This window comes from Thermoplasmata archaeon (assembly GCA_035632695.1).
Classification (GTDB): domain Archaea; phylum Thermoplasmatota; class Thermoplasmata; order RBG-16-68-12; family RBG-16-68-12; genus RBG-16-68-12.
Genome location: DASQGG010000123.1, coordinates 1 through 9,750 on the forward strand (window position 1 = coordinate 1; position 9,750 = coordinate 9,750).

The 9,750-nt window shown below is 64.9% G+C and carries 8 protein-coding genes; all 8 read right to left on the minus strand.

What is annotated here, in order from left to right; translation table 11 throughout:
- The coding region (locus tag VEY12_08140; protein HYM40095.1) for a cation-transporting P-type ATPase at nt 1-1,905 on the minus strand (1,905 nt) is incomplete at its 3' end.
- A gap of 236 nt (nt 1,906-2,141) precedes the next feature.
- Nucleotides 2,142-3,404, minus strand: coding sequence for a CBS domain-containing protein (locus VEY12_08145; GenBank protein ID HYM40096.1), 1,263 nt, complete (start codon nt 3,402-3,404; stop codon nt 2,142-2,144).
- Between the two features lie 4 nt (nt 3,405-3,408).
- Nucleotides 3,409-3,615 (minus strand): hypothetical protein, encoded by a 207-nt coding sequence (locus VEY12_08150; protein HYM40097.1) that lies wholly within the window; start codon nt 3,613-3,615, stop codon nt 3,409-3,411.
- A complete protein-coding gene (locus VEY12_08155) occupies nt 3,612-4,895 on the minus strand; it encodes a divalent metal cation transporter (GenBank protein HYM40098.1) in 1,284 nt (427 codons plus the stop codon). The genes VEY12_08150 and VEY12_08155 overlap by 4 nt, the downstream gene beginning before the upstream one ends.
- 281 nt (nt 4,896-5,176) lie before the next feature.
- Nucleotides 5,177-6,400 carry an MBL fold metallo-hydrolase gene (locus VEY12_08160; protein HYM40099.1) on the minus strand — a complete coding sequence of 408 codons (1,224 nt, stop codon included), beginning with the start codon at nt 6,398-6,400 and terminating at the stop codon, nt 5,177-5,179.
- Nucleotides 6,401-6,426: 26 nt separating this feature from the next.
- Nucleotides 6,427-7,518 (minus strand): NAD(P)/FAD-dependent oxidoreductase, encoded by a 1,092-nt coding sequence (locus tag VEY12_08165; GenBank protein ID HYM40100.1) that lies wholly within the window; start codon nt 7,516-7,518, stop codon nt 6,427-6,429.
- Nucleotides 7,519-7,528: 10 nt separating this feature from the next.
- The gene (locus VEY12_08170; GenBank protein ID HYM40101.1) at nt 7,529-8,518 is read right to left on the minus strand and encodes a polyprenyl synthetase family protein; all 990 of its coding nucleotides are present in this window, start codon (nt 8,516-8,518) and stop codon (nt 7,529-7,531) included.
- 439 nt (nt 8,519-8,957) lie between these two features.
- Nucleotides 8,958-9,750 (minus strand): hypothetical protein (locus VEY12_08175; protein HYM40102.1); only part of this gene is annotated, 793 nt, incomplete at its 5' end.

Sequence of the window (9,750 nt, forward strand, 5' to 3'; positions counted from 1 at the left end):
CAGGTAGCTGAACGCCTTCTTCAGGTTGTCGTAGATCCGCCGCCCATTTCGAACGGCGCCCACGATCGTCTTGAAGTTGTCGTCGAGGAGGACGAGCGAGGCGGTCTCCTTGGCCACCTCCGTTCCACGTTCGCCCATCGCGACGCCGATGTTGGCCCGCTTCAGGGCAGGGGCATCGTTGATCCCGTCACCGGTGACCGCCACCCGGTACCCGAGCTTCTGGTACCCTTCCACGATTTTGAGCTTCTGCTCCGGCAAGACACGGGCGAAGACGTTGCCCGACTCAAGCAGCTTGAGGAACTCATCCTCGGGGACGTTGAGGTCCTTGCCGCTCACGATCCCATCTGTGGAGATGCCCGCTTTGTGGGCGATCGCGGCGGCCGTAGCCCGATGGTCGCCCGTCAGCATGACGACCCGGATGCCTGCCTTGCGGCACTCCGTGACCGCCTTCGTCACGCCTTCTCGGATCGGGTCGGAGAACCCGAGCAGGCCGAGGTACTCGAGGTCCGCTTCGTCCTCGGAGCGTCCCTTCATCCGCGGCAGCTTCTTCCCCGCCACGGCGAGCACCCGTGTGCCCGCCGCCGCCATTGCCTCGTTCTCCTTGAGGACCCGCGTCCGCTCGGGAGGGTCCAGGTGGCATCGCGCGAGGATGCCCTCGCCGGAGCCTTTGGCCGCCAGATAGAATCCGCTGCCTTGCCACACGTGGGAGACGTACTTCTCGCGCGCGTCGAACGGATACGCGTGGACGAATTCCATTGCCTTGGTCCTCGCCAAGGCGGGCCGATCCTTCGCGTGGGCATAGATCGCCTTCTCCATGGGGTCGAACGGGTCGCGCTGGCAGGCGAGGAGGGCGGTCAGCTCGAGGTCTTCCTCGGCGACGCCCTGGGCGGGCTTGGCCTCCGACACGCTCATCTTGCCGGTCGTGATGGTGCCCGTTTTGTCCGTGCAGATCACGTCGACACTGCCCAGCGCCTCCACGGCGGACAGGTTTTTCACGAGGGCGTTCGCGTTCGCGAGGCGGAGCATGCCCAGGGAAAGGAACAAGGTGAAGACGACGGGGAACTCCTCGGGGATCGCCGCGATCGCAAGCGTGACCCCGCTGATCACCGCGCTCTTCCAGATCACGTCGGTGATAGGGCCGTAGGCGAAGAGTCCGATGATCACGAGCAGGACGGACAGGATTACGGACACCATCGCGAAAATCCTGATGATTCCCCAGATCTCGGTCTGGAGCGGCGTCTTCCCCGCATAGGTCCCGGAAAGCATCTTTCCAATCTTGCCGTACTGCGTCGCGGACCCTGTGCGGGCGACGATGCAACGGCCGCGACCCGAGACCACGGTGGTCCCGGCGAGGAGCGCTCCCGGGTTCTCGAAGAGGTCCTCGTTGAACCCATCGCCGGGCTTCTTGTCCACGGGCTGGGATTCGCCCGTGAGGGAGGACTCGTCCGTCTGGATGGCGGAACCGGCGAGCAAGGCGCTGTCCGCCATCACGACATCACCCTCCTGGACGAGCAGGATGTCCCCGGGCACGAGGTCCTCCGACTTGATGCGCTTCGTGACGCCACCGCGGACGACACTGACCTCGGGCTCCCCGAGGATCTTGAGTTTCTCCAGCGCCTTGTCCGTCTGCAACTCGATGACCACGTCCACGACGGCGATCGGGACGACGGCCACGATCGTGATGATCGATTCCGGGATGTCACCGAGGAGGTAGTAGACCACCCCGGCGATGACCAGCAGCCACAGCATGGGCTCCTTCAAGAATGCGAGGAACCCCCAGATTCGGATCTTCTTCTTGGGAACCAGGATGTTCTTCCCGTGCTTCTTGAGCCGCTCCCGCGCCTCTTGGTCGGTCAGCCCCTCGCGCTCGTCGGATTGCAGCCGCTCGACGATTTCCTTGGCCATGGGTTTCCGGTCGTCCTCCGTCTCACCTACGAATCGAGCCGCAGCCGAACGCGCTTCCTGGGTTCCCATGCACGGTAGCTGGCCCCTTCAGGATTCTGTAATTACCGACCCAACACTCCGCATCCGATTCGGGGATTTAGGTTGGTGACTGCCTTCCCGAAATCCAATCCACAGACCAAACTCCCGCGGGCGGCGAACGCCCGAGCGCGGTGCAGAGCTCTCGCCCCCGGTTCGCGTCATGCCGGCAGGTACCTCAGGAACGCGTCCCGCTCCCGCACAGCTCCCACCACGTGGCGGGCGCTGTCGACGATGGGGATGGCGCGGAAGCGATACTTGCGGAACAGGGATTCCACCTCGTCGCGCATGGAGGACGGCGACACGGTGACCACCGTCCTCGTCATGATCTGATCGAGTCGGCTTTCGGGGTGCGCTTGCAGAAGCTCGTTGATGTCGACGACACCTTGCAGGTCGAGCTCCGTCCCGACCACGTACACGTACATGGTCACGTCACAAAACGGCGCCTGGAGCCGGAAGCGCTTGAAGGCCTCGTCGACCGTCAGGTCCCCGGGAAGCAGGAGGAGACGATGGACGGCCAACGCGGCCGCGGGCACGTCGTACTCGGAGAGGATCTGGTGGACCCTGGCGGCAATGTCTCCCTTGAGCGCGGCCAGAATCTCTCGGGACCCATCCCGAGGCAGGATGGAGACGATCTCCGCGATTTCCGCCGGCGAGAGATGGGTGAAGATCTGCTCGACGCGCTCCGCGCTGGTGGACGCGAGGATCTCCCGCTGGACCCGGGGTTCCGTCTCGCCGAGAACCTGCGCGGCGGTCTGGTTGTCCAGCGAGTGGAACACCTGAACCCGGTCCTCGCGGTCCATGACCTCGAGCACGTCCGCGAGGTCCGTCGGGGGAAGGTCCGCGAGTTTCTCCCGCAGGACCCGGAGGTGGATGTCCCCGGAGAAGCTGCTCACGTTTTCCAAGGGCTGCACGTACGCCCACGACACCAACTTCGGGTTCGTGATGTCCTCCGGTTTGTTCCGCGCCAGGAAATCGAGTCCGAGTCGTCGCGCGAGCCGATGGCGGTTCAGGTCGACGTCGCTCACGTAGAGCTTGCCGCCCTTCGACGTGAAGCGGATGTCGTACACAATCTCCACTTCGCGGTTGGCGATGTCTAGGACCTTCTTGTCCTTCACGTAGTCCTTCAGGAAGATGGCGGACTCCGGCGGCGTCGTGAGATACTTCGTAAGGTCCGAACCCCGGACCACGATCCGCCCCTCGGAAAAAAGAGACACGTCTTCCCAGGGAACGAAGAGTGGGGGGTTGCCGAAAGGCCGGCCGATCATGATCTGCGTCACCGTGGGAAGGGCCGGGGTGGGCGTGGCGATGAGATCCGCGAGCTTCCCCACCTTCGCGTCCTGGAGGTATACCTTGGTGCCCACGATGTCGTTCAGGAAGAAGAACCGTGTGACGCCCTCGGGCTCTGCTGGTGCGATGGCCAACCGATCACCCTCTCCCCGTGATGAGGCGGAAGAGAAGGAGGCCTACGAGGAAGATCAGGTAGAGCCTCAGCATGAGCAAGGCGAACTTGACCCCACGGGACATCTTGATCCTGGGTTTCGCGTACTTGTGGTTGATCTCGCGCACCTTGTCCACGGCACGTCCTAGGAGACCCCGCCTTCCGACTTGGCCTTCCGATTCCGCTGCGGTCATGCGAACCACTCCGGGAAGATCGAGCTGACTGCGTACAGGGTAGACAGGATGATGATCGCGATGATGATCGCCGACGCGATCACGTTCTGGAGCGTGGTATTCTTGTATTTCCCGACCACATCCTCCTGGTTCAGGAGGAGCAGGAGGAAGGTGAGCGCCGCAGGCAAGAGGGTCACCGCAATGACTTGCACGAAGAGCGTGATCGTGATCAGGGGCGCTCCCGGGATGAGGACGATGCCCGCGGCAACACCCAGGATGGCCAGACGGAAGAGGAAGAACCACGGGGCCTGGGTCACCTTGTTATTCAGGGAGTGCGACCAGCCAAAGACCTCCCCGAACGCCCAGGAGCTCGCCAAGGAGATGCAGATGGCTCCGAGCAGCCCGGCATCGAACAGGCCAATCGCCATGATCGTCCCGACGTACGGATCGATGGCCTTGATTGTGATCGCCGCGGTGGCGGCGTCCGGGACGGGGGAACCGGGAATTACCGTGGCCACGATGATGATCATGAAGACCGCGCACAGGATTGTGAAGGCTGAACCGATCGCGGTGTCAAGCCGCGCCCACTTGATGTCCTTCTCCTTGAGCTCCTTGTCCACGACCGCGCTCTGCTGGAAGAAGATCATCCATGGTGCAATCGTGGTCCCAATGTTCGCCATGAGAAAGAGGAGTACGATGTTGCCGATTCCGTAGGGGAACGACGGAATGACTCCTGTCGCGACCCGCGACCAGTTGGGACCCACGAGGAACGCGACAGGTACGTAGATGAGATTCACGATGCAGAACACGAGGACGATCTTCTCCCACGTCCAGTAGCGTCCCTGAATGACCATGGCCATGATCAGGAGGATCACCGCGAGCTCCGTGAGTTCGGGTTGGACGCCGAAGATCATCATGGCCGCCGTCATCCCGATGAACTCCGTGACGATCGTCAGGAGGTCGGTCAGGGTCAGGTCGAGGAGGGAGAACCAGCCCCAGAACGGTCCGAACGCATCGAAGATGGCCTCGGCATGGCCTCGCTTCGTGATCGCGCCGAGACGGACGGTCATCTCCTGACAGACGTACGCGACGGGACCCAGGAGGATCTCGACCCAGATGAAACTGTACAGGAACTTGGCGCCCGTCACGGTGTACGTTGTGATGCCGCCGGCGTCGTTGTCGGCGACCATGACGATGATCCCCGGCCCCACGATCGCGCCGAAGATCCGGAGCATCTTGAGTGTGCGCCGGTACCGATAGTAGAACCGACTCGAGACGGGAAGCGTGGCCCCGGCGTTCATACCCTCGCGACCTGCGACGTCTTCGGGGTCTCGTCGTACCAGGCCAGGGCCGCCATCTGCCGTCTCCCTTCTGCTAGGGGCCGCGGAGCCCGCTTCCCCGGTTTAAGGCTATCGTTCGTATCCATCGGTATGCGCAGGAAGTTCGGTTAGTAGGGCGTCAACCGAAATCGGGCCGACCTCGTTGAGCGGGGCGCAAGCGGCCAGTCCGCCGAACTGGGCGCCGCAGAGGGCCGGGGTGATGAATGCATCCTCGGCGGGCCGGTTAGGCGGAGAACACGCGCTCAGAGGGGATACCAGTGGCCTTCCTTCGGCAGAAGGACCTCGCGGCCTTCGAGCGCCTCCGCGAGGAGCTCCCGCTGTTCGCCGTGCATCAGGACAACGCGCCGCGGATCGCAGGACTCGATGAAGCGGAGGAGCTCGTCGTGGCCCGCGTGCGCGGAGAAGTCGAACTTCTGCCACTCGATCTTGATGTCGACGCTCACGCCGTAGAGGTCGATCGTGCCCGTGTCGACGAGCTTCCGGCCGTTCGTCCCCTCGACCTGGTAGCCCGTGAGGAGGATCGCGCACTTGGGGTCCTCCCGGATCGCGTCGAGGTAGTGCAGGACGGGGCCGCCGTCCAGCATCCCGCTCGTGCAGACGATCACCTCGCCGCGCAGTGCGAGCTCCCGGGCTCTCGGGCTGTCGACGACCTTCACGCGGTGCATGGCCTGCCGGAGCCTCTTCGCGGAGCGGATGTACTCCGGATGCTCGACGTAGATCGAGTTCACCTTCTTCCCCATGCCGTCCAACCAGACCTCGTGACGTGCCTTGGCCAGGGTCAGGAGGATGTCCTGCGTGCGGCCGACCGCGAAAGAAGGGACCAGGGCGATCCCGCCGCGGTTCACGACCTGTTCCACCTTCTTCAGGAACGCGTATTCGGACTTCAGCCGCTCCGGGTGCTGCCGCCCCGCGTACGTGGATTCGATGAACAGCGTGTCGCACTTCACGGGCCGGGCGCCCCACACCAGGTCCGTGGACAGGGTGTGCAGGTCTCCCGTGAAGAGCATGGTCTGGTTGCCGTTCACCTCGTACATGGTCGCCCCGGGGATGTGGCCCGCGGGATGCGCCGTGACCTCGAGGTCCCCCATGTCCACATTGTCGCCGAAGTCCACGGTGCGGAAGCGCCGGCGTGCCGTGCGGAGGTCGTGGTCGTTGAACGGCGCGTCGAAGCCCTCCGCGTCCGCGATCTTGAGGCTGTCTTGGAGGAGCAGATCGGCCACGTCCGCGGTCGGCGGCGTCAGGACGACGTCCACATCCTGGCGGCGGGTGATCCACGGAATCATCCCCGTGTGGTCCAGGTGGGCGTGGCTCACGAACATGCCGTCCACGGGCGGGGCGGGGATGGGATACTGAGGAGGATCCCTGGGCAGCAGCCCGTAGTCGAACAGGGTGGAGGTCGGGCCACTCCGGAGGACCATGCCCAGGCGGCCGACCTCGGAGGCCCCGCCGAGGAACTCAAACTCCATGACTTCGGCTCCGTACCCGGGGGAACCTATAAGGCTTTAGCCAAGCCGCCGCGCAGGAGGCGCTGGCACCGGATCGCCCGTCCCATCCGCTTCCGGCCCAGGAGGATCATGGAGGCTTCCAGCAGGGCGTCGCTCCCGAAGAAGCGGTCCGCGAGACGCTTGATCCGCACGCCTTCGCGGAGGGGTCCCTCGAGCACCGCGCGCCATCGCCCCTCATAGGCCCCGAGGGGGACGCCGTCGAGGACATGGTCCGCGGCGGTCTCGCCGGCAATCCGCCCAGCGATCATGGACACGTTGATCCCGCCGCCGTTCGTCGCCATGACCATCCCCGCGGAATCTCCCGCCAGGAGGACGTTGCCCGCGACGGTGCGGTCGATCGGCCCCAGGACGGGCACGAACCCTCCGGTGGCCTTGCCTCCCCGGATTCCCCGCCCGGCAAGGAATCGGTCGTACAGGGCGCGCAGGTTCCCGTGGAAGCGCTCCCAGGTCCCCAGGCCCACGTTCGCGCAGTGCGCCTTCGGGATGATCCAGGCGTACCCGCCCGGGGCCAGGTTACCGAAGAACATCTCCGTCGCGTCGCTGAACTCGCCCTCCGCGGTCGTGCTCATCGCGGGGGCGGACACGGGCCACGGGAGACCCGCACTCTGCGCGACCGCGGACCGCGGGCCGTCGCACCCTATGACCACCTGGGCCTCGAACACACCTCGATTCGTGTGCACCTGGGTTCCCTGGACTCGGGTGACCACGGTCTCCTTGAGGAGCCCCGCACCCTCGGCGACCGCTTGGTCGGCGATGCCCTGATCCATCTTGTCGCGCCGGACCGTGTACCCCCGGAACGGGAGGTCGTAGGCGCGCCCGCGGGGAGACCAGATCCGGATGACCGGGGTGTCGACCTGCTTGACGCGGTGCGGAACCTCCATGAGGTCCTCCAGGCCCGAGACCGGGGGGAAGATGCGGCGGACCTCCTCGTCCGAGGCCACGTATTCGCCACACTGGACGGGGACGCCGATCTCCTTGCGCTTGTCCAAGAGAAGAACCTTGAGACCGCGCCGCGCTGCGTACCGCGCGGCCGTCCCCCCGGCCGGGCCCGAGCCCACCACGATCGCGTCGTAGGCCACGAGGGCCACCTCAGGCGTCCCGCGTAAGGACGAAGTCCACGAGGCGGAGCATGTTCACCTTCGCCTCGCTCGGCGGCAGGCCCGAGATCGCCTGCTTCGCCAGCTCGCCGTAGTGGCGCGCGTCCGCCCAGGCCCGCTCGACCGCCCCGGAGGTCCGGAGCATCCCGAGCGCGCTCTCGAGCTCGCCGTTCTCCTTCCGCGTCTTCCGGAGGATGCGGGCCAGCTCGACCTTGTCCACCTGGAGACCGTCGTTCAGCGCGTGAATCGCGGGGAGCGTGACGTTGCCCTCCTTGATGTCCGTCCCCGCCGGCTTCCCGAGCCGCGCCCCGTCTCCGATGATGTCCAGGATGTCGTCCACGATTTGGAACGCGATCCCGAGGTACAGACCGTAGTCGCCCACGGCCTCGACGTCCTCGAGCCGCGCGCCCGCCAGGAGGCCGGCGATTTTCGCGCCGGCCATGATGGGCAACGCGGTCTTGCGGCGGATGATGTCCACGTACTCGTCCTTTGTGACCGCTGTGTCGAACGCATGGCGCTTCTGGCGAATCTCGCCTTCCGCGAGCGCCGCGCACGCATTGGCGGTGAGTTCCACGATGTCCGGGTCGAACTTGCCTCCGATCCCGAAGGCTTTGACGAACAGGAAGTCGCCCGTGACCAGGGCGTTCTGCAGCCCGTACTTCTTGTAGGCCGCGGGGCGGCCGCGGCGCATCTCGCCGCCGTCGTTGATGTCGTCATGGATGAGGGTGGCCGAATGGATGAGCTCGAGGGCCGCGGCCAGGTCGACCGCCTGCCGGATGTCTCGGCCGCCGAGAGACTTGAACGAGAGGAGGGTCACGGTGGGCCGGACGCGCTTGCCGCCCGCGGCGATCACGTACGTGGCGATGTCCGTGAGGAGCGGCTCCTCGGAGACCACGCTCTCGCGGATCTTCTGTTCCACCAAGGCCAGTTCCTTGAGGACGCCGAAATCCCACGCATTCGTCATCGGCCCCACGCTCCGCACGCGCGCACATGCGCCTAGGATTGGGGCATATATAACGGTTTATTGCATCGGAGGGCCATAGACGGAATCCGGTTGAGGTAGCCCGAACTCCGTCCTCTCCCGCTCGCCGCTCGCCTGGGTATGTCCGAGGGACGGAGAGTTGCTCCCTCGGAAGGACATCGCAGAGCATCCGCCGTCTCCCAGAACGGAGACGTCAGGCTCGCGTTCGTTTCCTGCCGATCCCCGCTCGCAAACGTCGGGCGCTCTGCGTACCATTCCACTATCTGGGGCTGGCTACCCCCATGTTCTTCCGCAGCGACATCAGGGTCGCGGCCTTGAGTGCGGTGACACCGCCTACCTGCGATTGTAGTGTCCGTGCCGGTCGGTGGCCCTCGTGCCGCAAGCTGGGTCGGAAGTCGCAAGACGGACACACGGTTCCGAGACTCGGACCTAAGCGGACCTACGCGGGCTGTCGCGCGGAGGCCACCACGGGAACCTCGGCGTTCACGGCGGAGACATGCCGGATCGCGGGCGCGATCGCGTCGAGGAACGTGTGGATCATGTCGTCCCGCTTCCCGATCCAGTCCGCCATCATCACCACGGGCATCATGATCGTCAGGAAGGGGTAGAACTGGTTCTCGTCGTGGGAATCCTTCTCCACGAGCTCGAGCGCCTTCGAGGTGAGGGTGGCGATCCGCCGGAGGTGGCCGTCGTAGTCCTCCACGGTCAGCGCCGGGTTGTACGTCCGGAGGCTGGAGACGCTCTCCAACTCCTTGGTCCGCATCGCGATCAAGGAGAGGTTTCCAATCCCGGTCCGCAGGTCCTGGTGGATGCTCGTCACGTGGTCCATGAGGATGATCGCGGTGTCGTAGTAGTACCAGCCCGCGAGGAAGTCCTCGAGCTCCTTGAGGTCGTAGACGCGATCCGCGAAGGCCATGTCGATGAAGTTGTATCGCACGGTCGCGGACACATGCGCCCCGAGCTTCTCCCACCAGGTCATGTCTCCCTGGGGCTCGTAGAACGCGCTCGCGACTCGGTGCATCTTGGAGATGCTGAAGTTGGGGTCTTTCTGGAACATCGTGAGGGCCTGGCCGAGCGCGACGCGTTCGTCGAGGACCTCCATCTGGTAGAAGTAGTCGGCCCCGTGGGGTGAGTGGTTCCACAGGGCGTTGAAGCCCTTCGTGATGCTGTTCATCAGGTCGAACAGCGGCACGTGCTCCTGCTTGAGCATGGAGATGAGACGCTTCACGTAC

Excerpts from the sequence above, each read along its gene's own strand:
- VEY12_08150 (HYM40097.1), bottom strand. The coding sequence starts at position 3,615 with ATGACCGCAGCGGAATCGGAAGGCCAAGTCGGAAGGCGGGGTCTCCTA.
- VEY12_08155 (HYM40098.1), bottom strand. The coding sequence starts at position 4,895 with ATGAACGCCGGGGCCACGCTTCCCGTCTCGAGTCGGTTCTACTATCGG.
- VEY12_08160 (HYM40099.1), bottom strand. The coding sequence starts at position 6,400 with ATGGAGTTTGAGTTCCTCGGCGGGGCCTCCGAGGTCGGCCGCCTGGGC.